Source organism: Nocardioides gansuensis, assembly GCF_003076135.1.
Lineage (GTDB): Bacteria > Actinomycetota > Actinomycetes > Propionibacteriales > Nocardioidaceae > Nocardioides > Nocardioides gansuensis.
The window spans coordinates 38,304-61,362 of the sequence record NZ_QDGZ01000004.1; the positions used below are offsets into that span (position 1 = coordinate 38,304).

The window sequence follows — 23,059 nt, forward strand, 5'->3', positions numbered from 1 at the left end:
GAGCAGCACGTTGTACCTCAAGAGTCTCACCCTCAAGGGGTTCAAGTCGTTCGCCTCGTCGACGACGCTCCAGCTCGAGCCCGGCATCACCTGCATCGTCGGCCCCAACGGCTCCGGCAAGTCCAACGTCGTGGATGCGCTCGCCTGGGTGATGGGTGAGCAGGGCGCCAAGTCGCTGCGCGGCGGCAAGATGGAGGACGTCATCTTCGCCGGCACCTCCGGCCGCCCGCCGCTGGGCCGCGCCGAGGTGCAGCTGACCATCGACAACAGCGACGGTGCACTGCCGATCGACTACTCCGAGGTCACGATCAGCCGCACGATGTTCCGCAACGGCGGCTCGGAGTACGCCATCAACTCACAACCCTGCCGGCTGCTCGACGTGCAGGAGCTGCTCTCCGACTCCGGCATCGGCCGCGAGATGCATGTGATCGTCGGCCAGGGCCAGCTCGACACGATCCTGCACGCCACCCCCGAGGACCGCCGCGGCTTCATCGAGGAGGCCGCCGGCGTCCTCAAGCACCGCAAGCGCAAGGAGAAGGCGCTCCGCAAGCTCGACTCCACCGAGGGCAACCTCACCCGCCTCAACGACCTGCTCAGCGAGATCCGGCGCCAGCTCAAGCCACTCGGCCGGCAGGCAGAGGTGGCCCGCAAGGCCCAGCAGGTGCAGGCCGACGTCCGCGACGCCCGGGCCCGGCTGCTCGCCGACGACCTCGTCACGGCCCGCACGGCGCTGGAGCAGGAGATGGCCGACGAGTCGATCCTGCTGCAGCGCCGCGAGCAGGTCGAGGCCGAGATCGCGAAGGGCCGCGAGCAGGAGGCCGCCCTCGAGGCCGCGCTGCGCGAGGACCTGCCGGCGCTGGCGAAGGCGCAGGAGACCTGGTTCGCGCTCTCCGGGCTGCGCGAGCGGCTGCGCGGCACCCAGTCGCTGGCCGCCGAGCGGATGCGCAACGCCGCCGGCGCCGCCGAGCCCGACACCGTCGACTCCGGCCGCAACCCCGACGAGCTCGAGGCCGAGGCCGAGCGGGTCCGGGCCCGCGAGCAGCAGATCGCCGCCGAGGTCGAGCAGCAGCGCACCGCGCTCGAGCAGGCGGTCACCGCCCGCCGCCAGGCGGAGGACGCCGCCGCCGAGGAGGAGCGCCGCGTGGCCGGGCTCGTCCGGGCTGCGGCCGACCGCCGTGAGGGGCTGGCCCGCCTGCACGGGCAGGTCAACGCGCTCAAGTCCCGCGCCGCGGCCGCCGACGAGGAGCTCGGCCGCCTCGCCCAGGCCCGCGAGGAGGCGCTCGCCCGGGTCGAGCGCGCCCAGCGCGACTTCACCGCCCTCGAGACCCGGGTCGCCGGCCTCGACGCCGGCGAGGAGGGCCTCGACGCCGAGCACGAGGCGGCCGTCTCCCTTCTCGACGACATCGAGGAGCGGCTCGCCAAGGCCCGCGAGGAGGCCCAGCAGGCAGACCGCGACCGAGCGGGCCTCGTCGCCCGTCGCGACGCACTCGAGCTCGGCCTCAACCGCAAGGACGGCGCCGGTGCCCTGCTCGCCGCCACCGACACCGTCTCCGGGCTGCTCGGCTCGGTCGCCGCGCTGCTGTCGGTGCGGTCGGGATACGAGGCCGCCGTCGCCGCCGCGCTCGGCAGCGCCGCCGATGCCGTGGTCGTGAAGGACGCCGACGCCGCCGCCGGCGCCATCGGACACCTCAAGGGCGAGGACCTCGGCCGGGCAGGCCTGCTGCTCGGCGGCGCGCCGGTCGACGACCGCAGCAGCTGGCCCACCCTGCCCGGCCACGCGACGTACGCCGTGGACGTGGTGGAGGCTCCTGACGAGCTCCGCGGGGCGGTGGCCCGGCTGCTGGTCCGCGTCGCCGTGGTCGATGACCTGCCGACGGCCAAGGCGCTGGTCGCCGAGCTGCCCGACCTCGTCGCGGTGACCCGCGAGGGCGACCTGATGGGCTCCCACTTCGCGGCCGGCGGCTCCTCGAGCCAGCCCAGCCTGCTGGAGATCCAGGCCGCCGTGGACGAGGCCGCCGCCCAGCTGCAGGAGGCCACGGCCGCCAGCGAGCGGCTCGGCTTCGACATCTCCCGGCTCGAGGCCGAGCGGCACGACGCCGTGAAGCGGGTCGACGTCGCGCTGGCCAAGCTCCACGAGTCCGACGCCACCCTCGCGGCGGTGGCGGAGGAGCTGGGCCAGTACGGCTCCCAGGCCCGCGCCGCGCGCGGCGAGGCCGAGCGCCTCGAGCGTGCCATCACCGCGGCCACCGCCGCGCGCGAGAAGGACCTCGCCGGCCTCGCGGAGCTCGAGGCGCGGCTCGCCAGCGCCGAGGACGCCCCGGACGAGGAGCCCGACACCAGCGAGCGCGAGCGGCTCGTCGAGGCCGCGAAGGCGTCCCGGCAGGCGGAGATGGACGCCCGGCTGTCGCTGCGCACCGCGGAGGAGCGGGCGCGGGCCCTCCACGGCCGGGCCGACTCGCTGCGGCGAGCGGCCCAGGCCGAGCGGGAGTCGCGGCAGCGCGCGGCCGAGCGCCGTGAGCGGCTGATCCGCGAGGGCCGGGCCGCCGAGGCCGTGCTCGCCGCCGTGGGCGTGGTGCTCCACCAGCTGGAGCGCTCCGTCATGCTCGCCGCCGACGAGCGGGCCCGGGTCGAGGAGTCGCGGCAGGGCCGTGAGCAGGACCTGCTCGCCGTCCGCGCCCGGCTGCGCGACCTCGGCCGGGAGCACGACGAGCTGGTCAACTCCGTCCACCGCGACGAGATGGCCCGCACCCAGCAGAAGATGCGCATCGAGCAGCTCGAGGAGCGGGCGCTCGAGGAGCTCGGCCTCGACCCCGACGGCCTGGTCAACGACTACGGCCCGGACACCCTCGTCCCGTTCTCCGGCGAGGTCGCCGAGGGGGAGGACGAGCCCGAGCCCGTGCCGTTCGTGCGCGAGGAGCAGGCCAAGCGGCTCAAGGCCGCCGAGCGCGCCCTGTCGATGCTCGGCCGGGTCAACCCGCTCGCGCTGGAGGAGTTCACCGCGATGGAGGAGCGCCACAAGTTCCTCACCGAGCAGCTCGAGGACCTCAAGTCCACCCGCAAGGACCTCCTCGACATCGTCAAGGAGGTCGACCACCGGGTCGAGCAGGTCTTCACCGAGGCCTACGCTGACGTGTCCAGGGCCTTCGACGCGACGTTCGCCCGCCTGTTCCCCGGCGGTGAGGGCCGGCTCGTCCTCACCGACCCGGGCAACATGCTGAACACCGGCGTCGAGGTCGAGGCCCGCCCACCCGGCAAGAAGGTCAAGCGGCTCTCGCTGCTCTCCGGTGGCGAGCGGTCGCTCGTCGCCGTGGCCTTCCTGGTCGCGCTGTTCAAGGCCCGCCCCTCGCCGTTCTACATCCTCGACGAGGTCGAGGCCGCGCTCGACGACACCAACCTCGGCCGCCTGCTGGAGATCTACGAGGAGCTGCGCGACCACTCCCAGCTGCTCGTCATCACCCACCAGAAGCGGACCATGGAGGTCGGCGACGCGCTGTACGGCGTGACGATGCGCGGCGACGGCGTCTCGGCCGTGATCTCCCAGCGCCTCAGGGAGACGGAGCCCGCGTGAGCGACCGCACCCGGCCGACCCGAGCGGACTACGTCGCCTGGCGCACGGCCACCACCCGATGGGCCGACGACGACGTCTACGGCCACATGAACAACGCGCGCTACTTCGAGCTCATCGACACCGCCGTGAACGCCCACCTCGCGGAGGTCGTCGGCACCGACATCCGCTCCCTGCCGGCGATCGGCGTGGTCGCCGAGGTCGGCTGCCGCTACTTCAGCGAGGTCGGCTACCCGGCGCCCGTCGAGATGGGCCTCGTCGTCGAGCGCCTGGGCAGCTCCTCGGTGACCTACCGGATAGGGCTGTTCCAGGGGCTGGGCGACCAGGCCGCGGCGGAGGGCCGCTTCGTGCACGTCTACGTCACCAATGCGCGGGGGGCCGGAGACCGCCCGGTGGTCCCGGTGCCGGACGCGATCAGGGCCGCCGTCACCCCGCTCGTGCGGGAGTGACGCAGGCCACGTCGCCCCCCATCACGGTCCTCGTGCGCGGGTGTGGGACTCTGGAAGCAGAAGGTCGAAGCTGACGTCGTGACAGAGTTCCTCGGGAGTTGATCGCATGATCGCCATCGTCGTGACCATGTTCCTCGTCCTTGCCGTCTCCGGCGTCGTCGTCGCCTACGTCGCGTTCCCCCACCGGGGCGAGCAGCTGCCGGTCGTGCCGCAGATCGGCAACGCGATGCGCAAGGGCGTCGACTCGCTGCCGACGCTCGAGGAGCACGAGAGCCGCGCCTGACCCCCGGCGGCCACCCCTCGCCGTACGACCTGGCCCGGGGGCTCTGATTGGATGGAGCCATGGGTGACTGGCTCTACCTGATCATCGGCATCGCCGTCCTCGGCATCCTCACGCTCGCGGGGCTGCTGACCTCCGGCCGGCGTCGGCCGAAGCCGCCGACCGCGGGCACCGACGTCCTCGCGCCGCCTCCCACCGAGGCGGAGGTCGAGACGCCGGTCGAGGCGCCCGTCCAGGTGCCCGAGCAGCCGGCGGCCCCTGCGCTGGAGAAGCCCGAGGGCACGAGGTCGCGGCTGGTGCGCCTGCGCGAGCGGCTCGCCCGCTCGCAGGGCGGCCTCGGACGGGGGCTGCTCGCCTTGCTCTCGCGTGACAAGCTCGACGAGGACACCTGGGAGTCCATCGAGGACACCCTGCTGACCGCAGACATCGGGGTCGCGCCGACCCAGCAGCTGGTCGAGCACCTCCGCACGCGGATGCGCGTGGAGGGCGGCGAGTCCCCGGACGCGCGCACCGTGCTGCGCGAGGAGCTCGTGGCGCTCGTCGACCCGACCATGGACCGGCGGCTGCGGATCACCGGCGAGGACGGCAGGCCCGGCATCGTGCTGGTCGTCGGCGTCAACGGCGCCGGCAAGACCACCACCGTCGGCAAGATCGCCCGCATCCTCGTCGCCGAGGACAAGTCGGTCGTGCTGGGTGCTGCCGACACGTTCCGCGCGGCCGCGGTCGACCAGCTGGCGACGTGGGCCGAGCGAGTCGGCGTGGAGGTCGTCCGCGGCCCGGAGGGCTCCGACCCGGCGAGCGTGGCGTTCGAGGCGGTCAAGGAGGGCATCGACCGGGGCGTGGACACCGTCATCGTCGACACTGCCGGCCGCCTGCAGAACAAGGCCGGCCTGATGGACGAGCTGGGCAAGGTCAAGCGGGTCATCGAGAAGCAGGCGCCCGTCACCGAGGTGCTCCTCGTGCTCGACGCCACCACAGGCCAGAACGGCATGATCCAGGCGCGGGTCTTCTCCGAGATCGTCGACGTCACCGGCATCGTGCTGACCAAGCTCGACGGCTCCGCCAAGGGCGGCATCGTGGTGGCCGTCCAGCGCGAGCTCGGCGTGCCCGTCAAGCTCGTCGGGCTGGGCGAGGGGGCCGACGACCTGGCGCCCTTCGACGCCTCCGCGTTCGTCGACGCGCTGCTCGGCTGACGGCTCCGGGCGACCGGGCGTCAGCGGGCGCGCAGGGCGGTGACCGCATCCTCGATGAGGCGCAGGGCACGGCGGTCGAAGGTGTGCTCCTCGATGATCCGCCGGGCCAGCTCGCGCCGCTCCTCGAGGCCGGGGAACGCGTCGTACGGCGGCCTGATCAGGCGCGCGAGGTCCGCACTCGTGCGGAACGTCTGGACCAGGTCGCCGAAGGTCTCCTTCAGTCCCGTCACCTCGTCGCTGGCGATCCGGGCGGCGCAGGCGGCCGCGTCGAAGATGCGGTTGGAGACGAAGCTGTCGCGGCGCATGTCGACGTGGTGGTCGTTGAGCACGACGCCGGCGCTGGCGTAGAGGGCGCCGACCTCGTCGTTGGGCACGCCGGTCGAGGCCACCATCGACGGGTCGAGGAACTCGTCCCAGTCAGCCCCGTGCACGGTGAGCTCGGCACCCGCCTCCAGGGCGGCACGCACGGCGTGGCGATAGACGCCCCGCGAGTTGCCGACGAACAGCACCTCCGGACCGGTGTCCGGCTCGCCGCGCTCGGGGTTGAAGTAACGGGGGTCGGTGCACTGCAGGAGCGGGTGCACGGTGACGCCCCAGGCCCGGCGAGCGTGGTCGGGCCAGCTCAGGCTGGCGGCGTACACCTGGTCGAAGCCGGCGATCTCCTCGCCGGTGACGAGGTCGGGGTGGCTGATGATCCACTGCATGTTGAGCGCGTCAGGGTGCGGCTCGACCAGGTCGAGCCCCCGCAGCACGAGCACGACGTCGTCGTGCTCGCGCGAGGACCGGAACCGGGCGTCGCGCGGGTCGACGGACACGTCCTGGCCGCAGCGCTCCAGGGCGGCTGCGAGCGACCGGGCGAAGTGCGTGTCGCCCCAGCGCTCGCCACGCGGGCCGGCGGGTGCGGCCGTGTCGATGGTCCAGCGCAGCCGCGGCGGGTGCTCGTCGATGCCGCGGACATGGCGTACGACGTGCTGCTGGAGCAGCACGGAGTCGGACTCGGGGTCGTCGGGGTCGGCCGAGACGCGCTGCGTCTGCACGCCCGTCACCTCGAAGCCGGTCGTCCGCCACAGGTCGCTGGAGTGGTCGGCCGGGATCGTGTGGCGGCGGGACCTCAGGGTCGCCATCGCGACCTTGAGGTCGGCGGGCTCGGCGTAGGCGGTGCGTGAGGTGACCGTCTGCTGCGGCACCAGCATGCTGTGGCCGGCCCCGGTCGCCAGCGCCCGCAGTCCCAGGTCGGTCTCGGAGAGCACGTCGGCGAACGCCTGGTCGAGCCCGTGCAGCGCCAGCAGGGTGGAGGCCCGCACCGCGATGACCGGAGAGGCGGGCGCCGGGATCTGGGTGGGACCCAGGCGCCGGGCGTCGGAGGCGGGGTGGCCGGAGAAGAGCAGGCCCAGGCGGTCGTCGGCCTGCGGGAAGCCGGCGCCCGCGGAGAGGATCAGGCCGCGCCGGTCGAGCACGAGCGGCTGGGCCAGCGCCACCCCCGGCGCCGCGAGGGTCTCCACGAGCGGGGCGATGACGCCCGGGACCGGCTGGGCCTCGGGGCGCAGCAACACGAGCGTGCCGCCGGTGGAGTGGGCGATGCCGATGTTCATGGCCTCGGTGATCGTGGTGCCGGCCGGCACCGAGATGCTGGTGACCGAGGGGAGCAGCCCGGCGAGGGCCGAGGTGAGGACGTGCGGCCCGCGGCGGTCCCGGCTGGTGACGACGACGACCTCGACGTCCTCGCCACCGGCGAGCAGCCAGTCGACGGTGCCGCGGCTGCCCGCACCCATCGGCAGCACCAGGCTGGTGCGCGACGGCACCCGGGCCGCGGCCTGGGCCGCCTCCCAGTTGACGGTCGCCCGGCCCGTGGCAGGGGAGGGCGGGAGCAGCACGACCGGGTCGGCCCACTCGTGCCCGGCGGTGAGCCGCGCCAGCCGGTCGACGAACTCGGGCACGCACGTCTCGTCGTCGACGTCGGCGAAGCCGCCGACCTGGGTGAGCACGGAGCGGCGTACGACGGTCGTGCCGAGGTCGACCTGTGAGGGGGTGACCAGCTCGCCCGAGAGCCGGGTGGCCCCGCACGTGTAGGCCCGGACCGCCACTCGGCCGCCGGCGCGCAGCACGGCCACCGTGCGTGCCAGGTGCTCGGAGTGCCAGCGGTCGCCGGGCTCGAGGAACGCGACGAACTCGCTGCGGGCGCGCTCGATGCCGCGGTTGAGCGTGCGGCCCAGCTGGGTGCGCGAGCCCAGCACCACACGGACCCGGGGGTCGCCCGACGCCGCGCTCATCGCCGCGGCTCCGGTCGAGTCGATCGACCCCCGGTCGAGGACGAGCAGCTCCCACTGGTCGAGGGACTGCGCCTGCAGGGAGGCAATGGTCGGGCCAAGCAGGGGACCGACGTCCTGGGCGCTCATCAGCACCGTCACCACCGGGCTCGGCTCACCCGCCAGAGGCTGCTGGGCGCCGGGGTTGGCGTCGAGGTGGGTCTGGGCGTGCCACTCGCGCGCCGCGCGCAGGGCGTTGTCGCGGAACTCGCCCCACAGCAGGGGCGGGTAGCCGCGCCGCACGGGGAGCGGAGTGTCCCGCTGCGCCTGGGTCGCCCACCAGGCCAGCGGCCCGTAGCCGTGGTCTCGCGCGGCGGAGTGCTCCTCGAGGATCCGCTCGGTGTTGATCAGGGGGTGCGGCGCCAGGCGGTTGCGCCGGGGCCCCTCGGTGACGTACCACAGCGACGGCGGGAGGTCACCGGCCTGCCACACCCCCTTGCCGGGCAGCCAGGTCGCCTCGAAGAGTGGGTGCGGCGAGATGTCGGGGGTGTTGAGGACCGCCCGGGCCGCCTCCTCCGGAGACTCGGGCGCGGTGCCGAGCTGGGCGGCGATCCAGTCGAGGTCCAGCAATCCCGAGGCGACCAGGTCACGGACCGAGTGGCGGGTGGTGGGCGTCAGCGGCGGCTCGATCACCTCGCCGCCCCCGCGCCGGTGACCTGGTGCGGCGACGCGGGGAGCAGGGCGTCGATGAACGCCGCGAAGTCCTCGGCCATCTGCTCGGGCGGCCGGCTCCGGGCCGTCTCGAGGGAGGCCTGGCGGGCAGCCCGCGCCTGCGTCTCGTCGTAGACGAGCTCGACGATGGCCGTGCGCAGCGTCTCCTTGAGCGAGCGGTCGTCGCGCGGGCTGAACAGACGCACGTGGTCCTGGTCGGCAAGGTCCAGCAGGGCGCCGGTGCGGGGGCCGACGATCGGCAGCCCGAAGCTCTGGGCCAGCCAGAAGACGCCGGAGTTGAGGATGCGGGAGTAGGGGAGCACCGCGAGGTCGCCGGCACGGAACCACACCTGGAGCTGGTCGTCGGGCAGGTGCGCGAAGTGGGAGATCACCCGCTGCGACTGCTCGCACCGGCGCTGCAGCCCCGCGGTCTCGGAGGTCTGGGCGGGCTTCCCGGCGACGAGCAGCCGCAGCCGGGGATCGTCCTCGGCGAGCTCGTGGAAGACGTCGAGGAGCCGGCCGAGTCCCTTGTAGGGCCGGATGCCGCCGAGCGCCACGAGCACCACGTCGTCGGAGCCGAGGCCGAGCGAGCGGCGGGCCGCGTCCCGGCTGATCCAGTCGGGGTAGCAGCCGAGGTAGCTGGAGTGCTCGATCACCACGACGCGCCGTGGGTCCAGCCGCAGCACCTCGGAGGCCTGGCGGGCGGTGATCGCCGACAGCGCGTGGATGGCGTCGGCACGGTCGGCGAGCAGCTGGGCGAGCTCGGTCTCCGCCCACACCAGCCGGGCCTCGTGGGGCAGCACGTTGTGCAGGGTCCAGACCAGGCGGCCGCCGGCGCCGCGGAACCGGTGCAGCGCGGCGGAGAACCGGTCGAGCTCGAGCGCGGCGCGGAACGGACCGGTCGCGTACTGCAGGATCGGCGTCGTCCAGTGGATGTTGAGGGTGCCGGGCACTGCGGAGACCGCGCGCCGGTCGAGGTGGTCGATCACGTCGGTGACGGCCACCGGGTAGGCGTCGACCGTGTCGAGGCCCGCGAAGAGCATGCCCTGGTAGGGGTTGGCGCTGTTGTAGTCCGGGAAGTAGTGCAGCGCCCGCCGGGGCCCCGGCGAGGCAGCCTCCCGCGCGCGCTTCACGGCGCTCGCGAACTCCTCGGCCCGGTGCTCCCACGTGTGCCCCGCCAGCACGGTCTCCCGGAGCGTCGCGGCACGTGCCTGGGTGCCCTCGGGGTCGGACACCAGGTGGCTGAGGACCCGGGCGAGCTCCCGCGTCGAGCGGTACGTCGGCAGGTCCAGGCCGATCTCGGCCAGCCCCAGCCGGGTGTTGACCACCGGCAGGGTGCCGCAGGCCAGGGACTCGAAGACCCGGGCGTCGAGGGTGCCGTTGCCCACCGCGGAGGGGGACATGTCGTCGACGGTGACGAGCGCCCGGGCCGCGACCTCGGGCACGCGCAGCCACGGGACCGGCGGCGCAAGTCGCGCGAGCAGCCCGGCGCGCATGTTGCGCATCGGCTCGGCGTGCACCGTCAGCGGCACCTGCACGGCGAGCTCGCCGAGCACCGGGTGCGGCGTGCGCGTGCGGTCGACGTGGATGCCGAAGCTCACCACCCCCTCGCGGGGCTGGCCCTGGACGCCCGGGGTGAAGATCCGTGCGTCAGCAGCGGCCCGCAGGACGGTGCCCGCCCGGTCCGTGTGCTCGCGCAGCCGGGTCAGGGCGATGTCGGAGGTGGCCAGCACCTGGTCGTACGCCACGAGGTGGTCGGCGGCGGCCCACTGCTCGGTGTCGTTGAGCGCCCAGGCGACCCGCCAGGCGCCGGCGGGCGCGAGCGACGGGTCGACCTCCGGGAGCAGCGCCACCCACACGTCGGCGGCCCCGCCGAGGTGCCAGCGGTGCTGCGGCACCAGCCGCACGCCATACCCCTGCTCGACGAGGGCGAGCCCCAGCCCGGCCGCGGCCACCAGGTCGAAGCGGGCCTCGCGCAGGTCGACCGAGCGCACCAGGAAGATCACCGTGCCGCGGTCGCCGACCGCGAGCTCACCCTCCACCAGCCGTCTGTAGGCGGCCCGCCGCCGGCCCGCGTCCGCGCGCTCGGCGGACTCACCGGGAGTCACGTCGAGTCCCTCACGTGCCGCACCCTGCGCACCACCTTGGCCACGACGCGCACGGCCCGGGAGTCCTCGGCGAGCGCGAGCTGGCGGCTGAGCTCCTCGGCGCGCGCGGTGGCGAGGTCGCGGTCGCGGGCGACCTGGGCGACGCGGGCGCGGAGCATGACGTTCTTGTGGCGCAGCCGCTGGAGCCGATCCTGCAGCTCGGCCATCTGCTTGTCCATCGCGCGCAGCTCGTCCTTGCCGAGCTGGAGCTCGCGGGCGATCGTGGCCCGCTCGCGGGCGAGCTGCTCGCGCGTGCGCTCGAGCTCGTGGGCGAGCCGGCGGTTCTCCGCGGCCGTCGCCTCGTCGGCGTGCGGCGAGGAGGGCTGGGCCAGCGTGAACGAGGGGAAGCGCGCCACCGTGACGCCGACGCCCTCGGCGCCGCCCGGGCCGGTGGCGTCCTCCAGGACGAAGCCCGCGGCCTCGACCGCTGCGGTCAGGTCGCGGCTGCCGGCCACGACGACCAGCGCACCCGGCACCAGCGCGCCGCCGGCCAGCGTGCGCAGGAACGCGACGGGGTCGCGGTCACCGTCGAGGACCCGCTCCACGACGACCACGTCGACCGGAGCCACGAGGAACGGCTGTGCCCAGCCGTCCTCGGCAGCCTCGAAGGCGGGGGAGCGCACCCAGTCGCGGTCATCCTCGGCGTCGACCGGCCAGATCAGGCACTCGACCTCGCGGTCGTGCTCCTGGGCGAGACGACGCGGCACGGGCGACGCGCCCGTGCTGATGTGCAGCACGCGCGGACCGCCGCCGAGCGTGCTGTCGATGAGCGCCGCGACCTCGTCGCGGGGAGTGGGCTCCACGGGGTCAGTCTGCCCTCTCGGCGCTCTCGTCCGGCGCCTCGCCCCGGTCGTCGGGCCACGGCACGTGCGACACGGCCTCGCTGCGGCCGTCCCGACCCGCCCGGGCGTCCGCCACGGCGAGCTCGACGAGGGCGTCGAACTCCGGCAGCCACTCCGGGGCCGCCGCCGTCACGCGGCGCCGCCAGTTGCGCAGCCACGTGCGCTGCATCTGTGCGAGCGCGGCCTCGGGGTCGCCGCCGAGCACCCGCTGCACGAAGAGGTAGCGGTTCCGGACCATGTAGTAGAGGTGGTAGGGCGACGGCAGGTCCCCGCTCGACCGCTTGTGGTGCAGCATCCTGGCCCGCTGGTCGACCATCACCCGCCAGCCGGCCGCGCGCACCCGGTGGCACCACTCGGTCTCCTCGAAGTAGAGGAAGTAGTGCTCGGGCAGCAGGCCGACGGTCTCCAGGACGGTACGCCGGGTCAGCAGGGACGCTCCGGTCACGTAGTCGACGTCGAGCACCCTGGGCGCGGGTGCTTCGTCGAGCGACACCCCCTGCCCGACGTGGCGGGTCTCGCCGTGCCGGTTGAGGGCGACGACTCCGCCGTCGAACCAGACGGTCGGGGGGTCGCCCGGCTCGATGATGCGGGGGCCGACGACCGCGCAGTCGGGCACCTCGTCGAGGTGCTGGAGCAGCCGCGGCAGCGTGGCCGGCTCGACGCGGGTGTCGGGGTTGAGCAGCCACACGTAGTCGCAGCCCTGCTCGAGCACGTGGCGGATGCCGCGGTTCGCGCCGCCCGCAAAACCGGAGTTGCCGCCTCCCGGCAGCACCTCGGCGCGCGCACCGGTGCCGGCCCGCAGCCGCCCGGCTGAGCCCTCCTGCTCGGAGTTGTCGACGACGACGACGGCCATGTCGAGCTCCTGGGAGGTCTCCAGGGAGGCCAGGCAGCCCTCGGTGTCGGCGATGCTGTCGTGGTCGACGATCACCACGCCCACCCGCGCCGCCCTCAGCCGGGGACGCATCGCGTTCGTAACGCTCTCCGGCTCATGGCGCGCAGTCTAACGAGCAGCGGGCGGTCCTCCGGGCCCGCGGTGGTGCTCCAGGGCGTGAGGGGTCGTTCACATGCACGTAACACTCGGGCGGCAACCGTTGCCTGCCCGCAACATGTGACGGCGTACGTCGAAATGTCCGGACAGCAGGGTGGGGCCCGATCGCAGCAGTGCGTGCCGACACCGGCGTCCGCCCGCCTGCCGCCCCCGAGACAAGCTTCACTGGAGGTCCCGTGAATTTCGCGTATGACGGCTACTACGCGTTCATGCTGGTGGCAGCGTCGATGGTGCTGCTGATGACCGCACCCGGCCTGGCCCTGTTCTACGGCGGCATGAGCCGAGCCAAGTCCGTCCTGAACATGATGATGATGTCGTTCGCCTCCCTGGGCGTCGTGGGCGTCGTCTACGTGCTGTGGGGCTGGTCGATGTCCTACGGCGACTCGTGGGCCAGCGCGGACGGCTCCACCGGCAAGGATTTCCTCGGCCTCTTCGCGAGCCCGTTCCAGAACTTCGGCCTCAGCAACCTCGACCCCTACAACTACGTGTTCGTCGGGTTCCAGATGACGTTCGCGGTGATCACCGCGGCGCTGATCTCGGGCGCCATCGCCGACCGCGTCAAGTTCTCCGCGTGGCTGGTCTTCCTGCCCCTCTGGGTGACCCTGTCCTACTTCCCGCTCGCCCACATGGTGTGGGGCGGCGGCTTCCTCACCTGGGCTGACGGCGACGGCCTGGCCGGCATGCTGTTCGGCAGCACCGACGGCGTGCCCAACGTGGCGCCGATCGACTACGCCGGCGGCACGGTCGTCCACATCAACGCCGGCATCGCGGGCCTCGTGCTCGTGCTGCTGATCGGCAAGCGCCTCGGCTTCGGCAAGGAGCCGATGAAGCCGCACAACCTGACACTCACGATGATCGGCGCCGGCCTCCTGTGGTTCGGCTGGTTCGGCTTCAACGTGGGCTCGCTGGTCTCGCCCAACGGCTACCCGGCCGACGTCGACCCCGACGCCTTCCTCGCCCAGTTCGGCCAGGAGACCGGTCTCGTCTGGGTCAACACCACCGTCGCGACCTGCGCGGCGATGCTCGGCTGGCTGCTCGTCGAGAAGATCCGCGACAAGCACGCCACCTCGCTGGGTGCCGCTTCCGGTGTCGTGGCCGGCCTGGTCGCCATCACGCCCGCGTGTGGCGCGCTGACCCCGGTCGGCTCGATCATCCTGGGCCTCGTCGCCGGCGTGCTCTGCTCGCTGGCCGTGGGTCTCAAGTACAAGTTCAAGTACGACGACTCGCTCGACGTCGTCGGCGTGCACCTCGTCGGTGGCCTCGTGGGCACCATCGGTGTCGGCTTCCTGGCCGCCCCGACCGCTGCCACCTCGGCCATCCCGGAGGGCCTGCTCTACGGCGGCGGCGCCAAGCTGCTCGTCCTGCAGGTCGTGTGCGCGCTGTTCGCGATGCTGTGGTCGGCCGTCGCCACGCTGATCGTCGGCCTGCTGATCAAGTACACCCTCGGCTGGCGCATCAAGGACGAGGACGAGGTCGAGGGCATCGACACCGTCGAGCACGGCGAGTCGGCGTACGACCTGGTCGGCGCCTCCGGCGCCCGTCGCGGCCTCTCGGGGCATGTCCTGGCGTCCGAGCCCGCAACCGAAGGAGTGAAGGCATGAAGCTGGTCACCGCGGTCATCAAGCCGCACAAGTGGGAGGACGTCCGCGAGGCCCTCGAGACCTTCGGGGTCACCGGGATGACGGTCTCCGAGGTCAGCGGCTACGGCCGCCAGAAGGGCCACACCGAGGTCTACCGCGGCGCTGAGTACGACATCGCGCTCGTGCCCAAGATCCGCATCGAGATCGTGGTCGAGGACGCCGACGCCGAGGACGTCGTCGGGATCGTCGTCAAGAGTGCCCAGACCGGCCGTATCGGGGACGGCAAGGTCTGGGTCAGCTCGGTCGAGACCGTCGTCCGGGTCCGCACCGGGGACACCGACGAGGCCGCGCTCTGACCCCGCTCGACCGCGCTGCACCGCATACCCACGCGCCGACCCGCACGGCTGATGTCCGTGCGGGTCGGCGTGCTGTTGGATGGAACCGCGCCACCGGGCGCAGAGGAGGCACTCCATGAAGCTCGTGACCGCGGTCGTCAAGCCGCACAAGTGGGAGGACGTCCGCGTCGCCCTGGAATCCGCCGGCATCACCGGGATGACGGTGTCCGAGGTCAGCGGCTACGGCCGCCAGAAGGGACACACCGAGGTCTACCGCGGCGCTGAGTACGACATCGCTCTCGTGCCGAAGGTCCGGGTCGAGATCCTCGTGGACGCCGCCGACGTCGACAGCGTGGTGGGGCTCATCGCCAACGCCGCGCGCACCGGCAAGATCGGTGACGGCAAGGTGTGGGTCAGCTCGGTCGAGGCGGTCGTCCGGGTCCGCACCGGCGACCGCGACGAAGCGGCGCTCTGACCAGATGACCGCAGCCGAGCGCGCCGCCCGGGCGTCCGCCGCCGACGACGTGTGCGCCTCGGCGTACACCGCCTGCGGAGGACCGGACACCGGCGTCGCCCTCGTCGCGGTCGGGGGCTACGGGCGCTGCGAGCTCGCGCCGCACAGCGACCTCGACGTCGTGCTCGTGCACGACGACGGCGTGGAGCTGGGAGAGGTGGCGAGCGCGGTCTGGTACCCGCTCTGGGACTCCGGCTCCCGCCTCGACCACTCGGTACGGTCGCTGCCCGAGATGGTCGGCCAGGCGGAGTCCGACCTGAAGGTGGCCCTGGGCCTGCTCGACGTGCGCCACCTCGCGGGCGACCCCAACCTCACGCTGCGGCTGCGCACGACGATGCTGGCCGCCTGGCGACGGCACGCGAAGGACCGCCTGCCGGAGCTGCGGGAGATGGTGCGCAAGCGCCACGAGGTGGCGGGCGAGCTGGCGCACGAGTCGGTCCCGGACATCAAGGAGTCGGAGGGAGGCCTCCGCGACGCCACCGTGCTCAAGGCGCTGGAGGCCACCTGGCTGGTGGACGTCTCCGGCGCCGACCTGGAGCGGGGCCGCCGGGACCTGCTCGACCTGCGCGACGTGCTGCACGACGTCGTCGGCCGGCCCTCCGACCGGATCACCCCCGAGCACTGGGAGCCGCTCGCCGAGGCGCTCGGCGTCGAGGACGCGGGCGCCGCGCAGCGACACGTGCGCGAGCTGGGGCGGCGGATGTCCCACTTCTCGCGGCTCACCTGGCGCCGCGTGGACGACGTCCTGGCCAGGCCCGCGTCGGTGCGCACCGCCAGGCGGCCCTGGCTCGAGCCGCTGGCGCCGGGCGTGGCCCTCTCGCGCGGCGAGGTCGTGCTCGACGCGGCGGCGCGGCCGGCCTCCGACCCGGTGCTGCTGCTGCGCGCGGCGGCCGAGGCGGCCGAGCACGACGTCGTGCTGGCTCCGCCCACGGCGGCCCGGCTGGTGCGGGAGTGCGCCCCGCTGCCCGATCCCTGGCCCGCGGAGGCCCGCGACGCGCTCGTGCGGCTGCTGGCCTCGGGGCGCGGCCTGCTGCCCGTCTGGGAGACGCTGGAGGAGACGGGTGCCCTCGCGCGGATCCTCCCCGAGTGGGAGCGCATCCGGCTCCTGCCGCACGCCTCGGTGATCCACCGCTTCACGGTCGACCGGCACGTGGTGGAGACCTGCATCGAGGCCGGCGCGCTCATCCGCACCGTGGCGCGCGCCGACGTCCTGCTGGTGGCCGCGCTGCTCCACGACATCGGCAAGGGCGAGCTGACCGAGCACAGCGTGGCGGGGGCGCCGATCGCGCGCGAGATCGCCCGCCGGATGGGATTCGACGCCGCCGGCGTGGAGCTGGTCGGCGAGCTCGTGCGCTGGCACCTGCTGCTCTCCGAGACCGCGACCTCGCGTGACCCGGACGACCCCGCCACGGTCGAGACCGTGCGCTCCCGGGTGCCCGGCGTCGAGGCGCTCACCCTCCTCCTCGCACTCACCGAGGCCGACTCCCGGGCCGCCTCGCCGAAGGCGTGGTCGACCTGGCGGGCCGGCCTGGTCCGCAGGCTCGCCCGCAACGCCATGGCCGCGGCCGGGGGCGAGGAGGCGCCCGAGGAGGCGCCACCGGTCGTGGAGGTCCCGGGCACCGTACGCCGTGCGGGCGGCGCGTGGGTGTCCGTCGAGCCCGACGAGGCGGGTGCCCGGGTCACGGTCGCCGCACCCGACCGGATCGGCCTGCTCGCCGACGCGGCCGCGACCCTGGCCCTGCAGCGGGTGCGGGTGCGCTCGGCGCGGGCCTGGGCGCAGGACGAGCTCGGCGTCTCCGTGTGGGAGGTCGCCGACAGCGACGTGGACCCGGCGGTGCTCCGCGAACGGCTCGTCGCGGTCGCCGAGGGCCGGGTCGACGCGAGGTCCCGGCTGGCCCGCCCGGGACCCGGCCGGCTGGAGCCCGTCGTGGTGGTCCGCCCGGACGCGTCGCACCGGGCGACCGTGCTGGAGGTGCGCATGGACGACCGGCCGGGGGTCGTCGCACTGGTCTGTGCCGCCCTCGCCGAGCTCGACCTGTCGGTCCGGTCGGCGCACGTGTCGACCGTCGGACCGCAGGCGGTGGACGTGTTCTACGTTCAGGAGGAGGGCGCCGGCCGGCTCTCCGACGAGCGCGCCGCCGCTGCCGCCCACGCCGTCCGGGCCGCCCTGGCGGGCGAGTGAAGTCCCGCCGACCACGGCCAGGCACCGTCCCCCGGTTAGGCTTGGGCGACTGCTGCGTCGCGTCGCGGCGTACGCATCCCTGAACCTCCAGAGGACTGACCCACACCGTGTTCGCCACTCTCTCCGACCGCCTCGCCGACACCTTCAAGAACCTGCGCGGCAAGGGACGCCTCTCCGAGGCCGACATCGACGCCACCGCGCGCGAGATCCGCATCGCGCTCCTCGAGGCCGACGTCGCCCTGCCCGTGGTCAAGGAGTTCGTCGCGGCCGTGAAGGAGCGGGCCCGCGGCGAGGAGGTCAGCCAGGCCCTCAACCCGGCCCAGCAGATCGTCAAGATCGTCAACGAGGAGCTCGTCAACATCCTCGGTGGCGAGACCCGGCGGCTGCGCTTCGCCAAGACCGGCCCGACGGTCATCATGCTCGCCGGCCTCCAGGGCGCCGGCAAGACGACCCTCGCGGCCAAGCTCGCCCTCTGGCTCAAGGAGCAGGGCAGGACGCCGATGCTGGTGGCGGCCGACCTCCAGCGGCCCAACGCCGTGCAGCAGCTCCAGGTCAACGGCGACCGGGTCGGCGTGCCGGTCTTCGCACCCGAGCCCGGCAACGGCGTCGGTGACCCGGTCTCCGTCGCGCGGGCGTCCGTCGAGGAGGCCAAGCGCAAGCTCCACGACGTGGTCATCATCGACACCGCCGGTCGCCTCGGCGTCGACGCCGAGCTGATGAAGCAGGCCGCCGACATCCGCGACGCCGTGCGGCCCGACGAGGTGCTCTTCGTCGTCGACGCGATGATCGGCCAGGACGCGGTGACGACCGCGCAGATGTTCCTCGACGGGGTCGGCTACGACGGCGTCGTGCTCACCAAGCTCGACGGCGACGCCCGCGGTGGTGCGGCGCTGTCCATCGCCTCGATCACCGGCAAGCCGGTCATGTTCGCCTCCGCCGGCGAGAAGATGACCGACTTCGACCTCTTCCACCCCGACCGGATGGCCGGCCGGATCCTCGACATGGGCGACATGCTCACCCTGATCGAGCAGGCCGAGAAGGCCTTCGACGAGGAGGAGTCGCGCAAGGCGGCGGAGAAGCTCGCGACCACCGGCGACTTCACCCTCGATGACTTCCTCACCCAGATGCAGCAGATCCGCAAGCTCGGCTCGATGTCGAAGATCATGGGGATGCTGCCCGGGATGGGGCAGTTCCGCGAGCAACTGGACAACTTCGACGAGCGCGAGATCGACCGCATCCAGGCGATCATCCAGTCGATGACGCCCGCCGAGCGGGCCAACCCCAAGCTGATCGACGGCTCGCGGCGCGCCCGCATCGCCAAGGGCTCCGGCCGCCAGGTCTCCGACGTCAACCAGCTCGTCGACCGGTTCTTCGAGGCCCGCAAGATGATGCAGTCGATGATGCGTGGCGGCGGCGTGCCCGGCATGCCCGGGATGCCGGGGATGCCGGGGATGGCCGGCGGCAAGCGGGCCAAGGCCAGGCAGGCGCCCAAGAAGGGCAAGGGCAAGCGCGTCTCCGGAAACCCCGCCAAGGCCGCCCAGCAGGCCGCGGCTGCCAAGGAGAAGACCGCCGCAAGCCCGTTCGGCACGCCTGCTGAGGACATCGACTACGAGAAGGCCGCCGCGGCCCTCGACCTGCCCAAGGACTTCTCCAAGTTCCTCAAGTGACCTCGGTCCTCGTCGTCGACGGCGCCAACGTCGTCGGCTCCCGGCCCGACGGATGGTGGAAGGACCGCGCCGGTGCCGCGCAGCGGCTCCACGAGCGGCTCCTGGTCGCCGACCTGCCCCACGACGACGTCGTGCTGGTGCTCGAGGGCAGGGCCAAGGGCGGGGTCCGCAAGGGCCGCGACGGCCACGTCACCACCGTCCATGCGCCGAAGGACGGCGACTCGGAGATCGAGCGTCAGGTGCGGGCCGCCACGGGGAGGGGCGCCCGGGTCACCGTGGTGACGGCCGACCGGCTCCTCCAGGCCCGGGTGCAGGGGATCGGCGCGCTGGCGCTCGGGCCCTCGTGGCTGCTCGACCAGCTGGCCTGACGCCTCGCTAGGGTCGGCACCATGAGCGCGCTGAGATTCCGCGGACCGGTGCTCCCCGACGGCGAGCCCGCCGACCTCTACGTCGTCGACGGCCGCATCACCTACGACGCCCAGCCGGGAGCGGACACGGCCGCCGAGGGCTGGATCGTGCCCGGCCTCGTCGATGCGCACTGCCACCTCGGCCTGGACGAGGGAGGGCCCGTCGACGAGGCCACCACAGAGCAGCAGGCGGTGCAGGACCGCGACGCCGGAGCCCTGCTGATCCGCGACTGCGGGTCCGCCGCGGACACGCGTTGGGTCCAGGAGCGCGAGGACCTGCCCCGGCTGATCCGGTGCGGTCGCCACATCGCGCGCACGAAGCGCTACATCCGCGGCTACGCCCACGAGGTCGAGCCCGGCGAGCTGGCGGCGTACGTCGCGCAGGAGGCCCAGCGCGGCGACGGCTGGGTCAAGCTGGTGGGCGACTGGATCTCCCGCGAGGAGGGAGACCTGGCCCCGAGCTTCCCGGCCGAGGACCTCGCCCGGGCGATCGCGGTGGCGCACGAGCACGGCGCCAAGGTGACGGCCCACTGCTTCGGCCACGACGTGCTGCCGGGGCTCATCGACGCCGGAATCGACTGCATCGAGCACGGCACCGGCCTCACCGAGGACCTGATCCACGCGATGCTCGCGCACGGCACCGCGCTGGTGCCCACGATCATGCAGCTGGACAAGTTCCCCGAGCATGCGGCGGCGGGGCAGGAGCGCTTTCCCGACTACGCCGTGACGATGACCGAGCTACACGAGCGGATGCCGGCGACGATCATGGCGGCGTTCGAGGCGGGCGTGCCGATCTACGCCGGCTCCGACGGCGGGGGCATCAGCCGCCACGGCAACCTGCCGGGCGAGGTGGCGGCGCTGGCCCGGATCGGGATCCCTGCCTTCGAGGCACTGGGAGCGGCCAGCTGGCGGGGCCGCGAGTGGCTCGGCCTCTTGGGGCGTTTGGAGGAGGGCGCGGAGGCAGACTTCGTGGTCTACCCCCGCGACCCCCTCACAGACCTGACGGTGCTCCGCGAGCCCACTTGCGTGGTGCTGCGCGGGCGCGTCGTGGCCTGACGGAAAGTCAGGCGGTGGGAGCCGGGGTGGTCGTGGTCTCCTCGGCGTCCAGCTCCTCGTGCGCGGTCTGCAGGTGCACACGGGCGGCCTTCACGTCGGCCTTCGTGCTGTCCGCGGTCAGGGCCAGCGCGGCGTCGATCGCCGCGTCGACGGCGGCAGCGGCCTCGGGGTCGGCAGCGGCCTCGTCGGCCAGCGCCTCGGCCTGCTTCACGATGTTGGCGGCCAGGACGTAGTTCTCCACGCGGAAGGAGCGCAGGTCCTTGCGGACCGCCTTCGCGTCGTACGTCGAGTCCGCGGCCTCCGCAGCCGTCTTCAGCTCCGCCAGGTCGGCCCGGTCCTCGGTGATGTTCGCGACCAGGACCTGCTCGTTCTCGTCGGCGAGGCGGGTGACCTTGGTGCTGGTCGCCAGGCGCGCGAGGCGCTTGTCCTTGCCGGCCACGTCCTTGACGAGCTGCTTGGTCTGGGCCTTGGGCGCAGCCTCGGCGGCGTGGCCAGCGGCAGTGGGCGCCAGAAGGGCGACGCCGGCAGCAGCGGCGGCCAGTGCTCGGGAAGTGCTGTGCTTCATCGAATCTCCTCGTGCGGGCGAAATCGGGGGGAGTTGCCCGCGCGGCCGACCCTCTCCCTTAGGAGCCGGCCGCCAGCCATCTTGTCGGGCCGGGCAAAGAAATGCGAGTCGCGTTCTGGGTCGGGCAGGGCCTATACCCGGTGGCGGACGGCTTCGCCACGCGGTGAGGATGGCGCCATGAGCCTCACGCCCACCGACCTCTTCCCGCCGCTCGGCCTGCGCATCACCGCCGGCCCCGTCGAGCTGCGCGGGATCACCGACGAGGTGCTGCTCGGGCTCTGCGAGCTGGCGGAGAGCGGCATCCACGAGCCCGAGCGGATGCCGTTCTACTTCCCCTGGACAGACGCGCCTGCCGGCGAGCTGGCCCGCAACACCGCGGCGTACCACTGGCGCGTCCGCGCGGACTTCACGCCCGACCAGTGGGGCCTGCACCTCGCCGTCTTCCACCAGGGCACGCTCGTCGGCACGCAGGGCTTCGAGACCCACGACTACCTCGTCACCCGCACCGGCGAGACCGGGTCCTGGCTGGGTCGCGAGCACCAGGGCAACGGCATCGGTACGGCGATGCGCCAGGCGATCTGCGCCTTCGTCTTCGACCACCTCGACGCGACCGAGGTGACGTCCGGCGCGTTCCTCGACAACCCGGCATCCCTGGCGGTCAGCAGGAAGGTCGGCTACCGCGACAACGGCGTGCGACGGCTCAAGCGCCGCGACGAGGTGGCCCTCAACCAGGTGCTGGTCCTGAGCCCCGAGGACTTCGTGCGGGGGCCGCATCCGCTGGAGGTCTCGGGTGTCGAGGCGCTGCGCGCGTTCGTCGGACTGGACCCGGACCCGGGGGCAGAGTCCTCCTGATCATGGCCGTTCCGGGGTTAGGCTCCGGGTCAGCTCGCTCGAGGATCGGAGGTTCGCCGTGACCGCACGTGTTCCGTCATTCGCTTCCGCTCTGGTCGTGATCGCGACCCTGGGCCTGGTCCCGGGGCCGGCCGGCGCGGTCGAACGGGACGGCCGTCCGGTGGCCGTCCTGTGCAAGGGCGAGCCGGCCACGATCGTCGGCACCACCGGCAACGACCGCCTGCGCGGTACGGCCGGCAAGGACGTGATCGTCGGGCTCTCCGGCAACGACCGCATCAGGGCGCTCGACGGTGCCGACCTGCTGTGTGGCGGGGAGGGGAAGGACCGGCTCTTCGGCGGTGACGGCGACGACCGGCTCCACGGCGAGCGGGACGCGGTCGTCGGGGACCGGGGAGGCAGGGTCCTGGTCGGCGACCGCCTCGATGGCGGCCTGGGCAACGATCACCTCGATCCCGGCCACGACTCCAGGCTGGGCGGCTCGGGCGGCTACCAGGAGGTCCGGTTCACCTCGGAGTCCGTCGGCGTGCGGGTGGACCTGGCCGCCGAGCCCGTCACCGCCAGGGGCCAGGGCGAGGACGTGCTGGTGGTCCTTCCCGGGACCAGGGTCGTGGGATCCAACGTGGACGACGAGTTCCTCGGCACCGAGGGGCGCGACGACGTCACCGGGATGGCCGGCAACGACACCGCCCGCCTCGGCGGGGGAGCCGACTCCTGGTCCGACGGCTCCCTGCGCGGGGAGAGCACGGTCGACGACGACGTCGTCGACCTGGGAGCAGGGCGGGACGACGCCGAGTCGTTCGCTGGCGAGGACGAGATCATCGGCGGCTTCGGCGGCGACACGATCTGGTCCGGCTCCCTGCGACCGGCCGCGATCGACGCCGGCGGGGGCAAGGACCGTCTCGTGGCGACGCTGACCCAGGCCCAGGGCGGCTCGGTCGACGGCGGGGCGGGCCGCGACGCGGTCCACTTCCAGCGACCCGACGAGCAGGACTCGACGCCGCTGCGGGAGGAGGTCGAGGTGCCCCTCGTCGTGATCGCCGTGCCGGCCGGGACGGTGGAGACCCGGTGGGAGTCGGGGGACGTGACCCAGGACGTGCGCGCCGTCGAGGAGTTCGGTGTCTCCGACCACGTGCTCCTGGACTTCCACGGCTCCGACGCCGCCGAGACCCTCACCGGCCCCTCCTACAACCCGCTGCGCGCGTGGCTGGGCGGCGGCGACGACGTGGTGCAGGGCGGGCGCAGGCCCGACCAGGTCGACGGGGGAGACGGCCAGGACGAGGCCCGGGCCGGCCCCGGGCGGGACACCTGCGTCGCGGTCGAGATCGAGCACAGCTGCTGATGGCGGCGCCGGATTGGGCGACGTTCGCACCCTCTGGCAGAATCACCCGCTGAGTCCTGCCCGGACGGACCCTCTCATCCG

Annotated in this window: 18 protein-coding genes; 13 read left to right on the forward strand and 5 right to left on the reverse strand. The window is 73.3% G+C overall.

The window, feature by feature from the left end; all coding sequences use genetic code 11:
• Positions 1–10: 10 nt before the first annotated feature.
• From smc to ftsY, 4 genes are all read left to right on the forward strand, one after another.
• Positions 11–3,568, forward strand: coding sequence for a chromosome segregation protein SMC (gene smc, locus DDE18_RS09695; RefSeq protein WP_116572070.1), 3,558 nt, complete (start codon positions 11–13; stop codon positions 3,566–3,568).
• Positions 3,565–4,014: an acyl-CoA thioesterase gene (locus tag DDE18_RS09700; protein WP_116572071.1), complete on the forward strand. Its 450-nt coding sequence runs from the start codon at positions 3,565–3,567 to the stop codon at positions 4,012–4,014. Before smc ends, DDE18_RS09700 begins: the two co-directional genes overlap by 4 nt.
• 106 nt (positions 4,015–4,120) lie before the next feature.
• Positions 4,121–4,297 carry a hypothetical protein gene (locus DDE18_RS22950; RefSeq protein ID WP_165821112.1) on the forward strand — a complete coding sequence of 59 codons (177 nt, stop codon included), beginning with the start codon at positions 4,121–4,123 and terminating at the stop codon, positions 4,295–4,297.
• 59 nt (positions 4,298–4,356) lie between these two features.
• Positions 4,357–5,487, forward strand: coding sequence for a signal recognition particle-docking protein FtsY (ftsY, locus tag DDE18_RS09705; protein ID WP_116572072.1), 1,131 nt, complete (start codon positions 4,357–4,359; stop codon positions 5,485–5,487).
• A gap of 20 nt (positions 5,488–5,507) precedes the next feature.
• On the opposite strand, the gene DDE18_RS09710 is transcribed toward ftsY, so the two are convergent.
• Genes DDE18_RS09710 through DDE18_RS09725 form a run of 4 tightly spaced genes read right to left on the reverse strand, consistent with a single transcriptional unit; the run spans position 5,508 to position 12,397 of the window.
• Complete coding sequence (locus DDE18_RS09710; protein WP_116572073.1) at positions 5,508–8,426, reverse strand: glycosyltransferase; 2,919 nt, start codon at positions 8,424–8,426, stop codon at positions 5,508–5,510.
• The gene (locus tag DDE18_RS09715) at positions 8,423–10,552 is read right to left on the reverse strand and encodes a glycosyltransferase family protein (protein ID WP_116572074.1); all 2,130 of its coding nucleotides are present in this window, start codon (positions 10,550–10,552) and stop codon (positions 8,423–8,425) included. The genes DDE18_RS09710 and DDE18_RS09715 overlap by 4 nt, the downstream gene beginning before the upstream one ends.
• Complete coding sequence (locus DDE18_RS09720) at positions 10,549–11,394, reverse strand: hypothetical protein (RefSeq protein ID WP_116572075.1); 846 nt, start codon at positions 11,392–11,394, stop codon at positions 10,549–10,551. The genes DDE18_RS09715 and DDE18_RS09720 overlap by 4 nt, the downstream gene beginning before the upstream one ends.
• Before the next feature lie 4 nt (positions 11,395–11,398).
• A complete protein-coding gene (locus DDE18_RS09725; protein WP_116572076.1) occupies positions 11,399–12,397 on the reverse strand; it encodes a glycosyltransferase family 2 protein in 999 nt (332 codons plus the stop codon).
• 260 nt (positions 12,398–12,657) lie between these two features.
• Here DDE18_RS09725 and DDE18_RS09730 point away from each other — a divergent pair, with 260 nt between their 5' ends.
• The 7 genes from DDE18_RS09730 to DDE18_RS09760 all read left to right on the forward strand — a co-directional run bounded on the left by DDE18_RS09730 (position 12,658) and on the right by DDE18_RS09760 (position 20,222).
• Positions 12,658–14,082, forward strand: coding sequence for an ammonium transporter (locus DDE18_RS09730; RefSeq protein ID WP_245916570.1), 1,425 nt, complete (start codon positions 12,658–12,660; stop codon positions 14,080–14,082).
• Positions 14,079–14,417, forward strand: a complete 339-nt coding sequence (locus DDE18_RS09735) for a P-II family nitrogen regulator (RefSeq protein ID WP_116572077.1) — start codon at positions 14,079–14,081, stop codon at positions 14,415–14,417. Before DDE18_RS09730 ends, DDE18_RS09735 begins: the two co-directional genes overlap by 4 nt.
• 115 nt (positions 14,418–14,532) lie before the next feature.
• On the forward strand, positions 14,533–14,871 hold the full coding sequence (locus tag DDE18_RS09740) for a P-II family nitrogen regulator (protein ID WP_116572078.1): 339 nt from the start codon (positions 14,533–14,535) through the stop codon (positions 14,869–14,871).
• Between the two features lie 4 nt (positions 14,872–14,875).
• On the forward strand, positions 14,876–17,092 hold the full coding sequence (locus tag DDE18_RS09745) for a [protein-PII] uridylyltransferase (RefSeq protein ID WP_116572079.1): 2,217 nt from the start codon (positions 14,876–14,878) through the stop codon (positions 17,090–17,092).
• Between the two features lie 107 nt (positions 17,093–17,199).
• Positions 17,200–18,759 (forward strand): signal recognition particle protein, encoded by a 1,560-nt coding sequence (gene ffh / locus DDE18_RS09750; protein WP_116572080.1) that lies wholly within the window; start codon positions 17,200–17,202, stop codon positions 18,757–18,759.
• Entirely contained in the window at positions 18,756–19,127 is a 372-nt protein-coding gene (locus DDE18_RS09755; protein WP_116572081.1) for an NYN domain-containing protein, read from the forward strand. The genes ffh and DDE18_RS09755 overlap by 4 nt, the downstream gene beginning before the upstream one ends.
• A 21-nt stretch (positions 19,128–19,148) precedes the next feature.
• Positions 19,149–20,222, forward strand: coding sequence for an amidohydrolase family protein (locus DDE18_RS09760; protein WP_116572082.1), 1,074 nt, complete (start codon positions 19,149–19,151; stop codon positions 20,220–20,222).
• 7 nt (positions 20,223–20,229) lie between these two features.
• On the opposite strand, the gene DDE18_RS09765 is transcribed toward DDE18_RS09760, so the two are convergent.
• The gene (locus tag DDE18_RS09765) at positions 20,230–20,787 is read right to left on the reverse strand and encodes a hypothetical protein (protein WP_116572083.1); all 558 of its coding nucleotides are present in this window, start codon (positions 20,785–20,787) and stop codon (positions 20,230–20,232) included.
• A 177-nt stretch (positions 20,788–20,964) separates the two neighbouring features.
• Between DDE18_RS09765 and DDE18_RS09770 the strand changes: the two genes are divergently transcribed.
• Both DDE18_RS09770 and DDE18_RS09775 read left to right on the forward strand, forming a co-directional pair.
• A complete protein-coding gene (locus DDE18_RS09770; protein WP_116572084.1) occupies positions 20,965–21,639 on the forward strand; it encodes a GNAT family N-acetyltransferase in 675 nt (224 codons plus the stop codon).
• 97 nt (positions 21,640–21,736) lie between these two features.
• Positions 21,737–22,978: a calcium-binding protein gene (locus DDE18_RS09775; protein WP_133241203.1), complete on the forward strand. Its 1,242-nt coding sequence runs from the start codon at positions 21,737–21,739 to the stop codon at positions 22,976–22,978.
• Positions 22,979–23,059: the final 81 nt, after the last annotated feature.